Source organism: Sphingosinicella soli (genome assembly GCF_014199685.1).
In the GTDB taxonomy this organism is placed as follows: Bacteria; Pseudomonadota; Alphaproteobacteria; order Sphingomonadales; family Sphingomonadaceae; genus Sphingosinicella; species Sphingosinicella soli.
Genome location: NZ_JACHNZ010000092.1, coordinates 1 through 1,097, shown reverse-complemented (window position 1 = coordinate 1,097; position 1,097 = coordinate 1). Strand labels below are relative to the sequence as shown.

Genomic DNA, 1,097 nt, shown 5'->3' with positions numbered 1-1,097 from the left:
ATTAACCTTTTCAAGTCCAGTTGGATGTAAGTTCGGGGCTATGCGGCTCACCACGATCACGAACTGGGCTTATGGAGCAACCGTCCTCCTGACGCTCGTATCTGGCACGACAATGATTCTGGCGTCGAATGCGCATGATCAGGAACGTGCCGCCGTCGAGCAGCTTTACCGGCTCGATCAGGCGACCAGTGCACTCAATGCGGAAGTGTTCGCGCTCACCGAGCACTCCCGTCAGTACCTCGACACGGGCGATCCCAGCTACCGCCGTCTCTATCAACGCGATGCCGCGGCGCTTCGCGCGGTTGAGGACAGGATTCGGCACCTTGGCGATGCCGGCGCGGGTGCGGACGAACTCGACGCGCTTAAACAGGCGATACGCTGGGCCGATGCGCTGCAGGATGAGCAGCGCGAGGCCATCGCGGCGCATGATCGCGGCGACGAGGCCAAAGCGCGCGAGTTACTCTTCGGCGCAACATACGAGCGTGAACTCGACCGTGCGCGAGCGGCCGTCGAACGATTCCAGTACCGGCTCGACCAGCGCACGGAGACAAACGTCGCGGCGGCCGCAAATCTGGCGCGCGTCTGGAAGACGATTTCGGAGGTCACGCTCGCGATCACCGGCTTCCTCTTCTTTTGCGTGCTCTTTTTCATCTTTCGTCAGCGGGTGCTGAAGCCCGTCGTTAGGCTGAGCGACGTGGTGAACCGGCTCGCCGCCCAGGACTATGCCGTCGAACTGCCGGCGCTCGGACAAATCGACGAGATCGGCGACATGGCCCAGGCCATTCGGATATTCCGGGAAAACGGCCTCGAGCGGCAGCGGCTCGAGACCGAGCGGGATGCCGACCTTGCCATGCGCGACCTTCTGTCCCGGATGACACAGCGGATGCAGGGCTGCGATACGCTGCTCGATCTCAAGGAGGTCGTGCAACGCTTCGTGCCCGAGATCGCCCCCGCACACGCCGGGTGCCTCTATCTGCTCGATCCGAAACGCAATGCCATGGTCGAGGCGTGCAGCTGGATGGAGCCCGCGCATTCACGTCCCGAATTCGCGCCGATGGCCTGCTGGGCATTGCGGCGCGGACTGCCGCACCGCCCTG

1 protein-coding gene is annotated in these 1,097 nt (G+C 63.4%); it reads left to right on the top strand.

Features of this window, described 5'->3' with window-relative positions; translation table 11 throughout:
• Positions 1-40: 40 nt before the first annotated feature.
• On the top strand, positions 41-1,097 hold a 1,057-nt coding region (locus GGQ98_RS18090; protein ID WP_184072072.1), incomplete at its 3' end, for a HAMP domain-containing protein.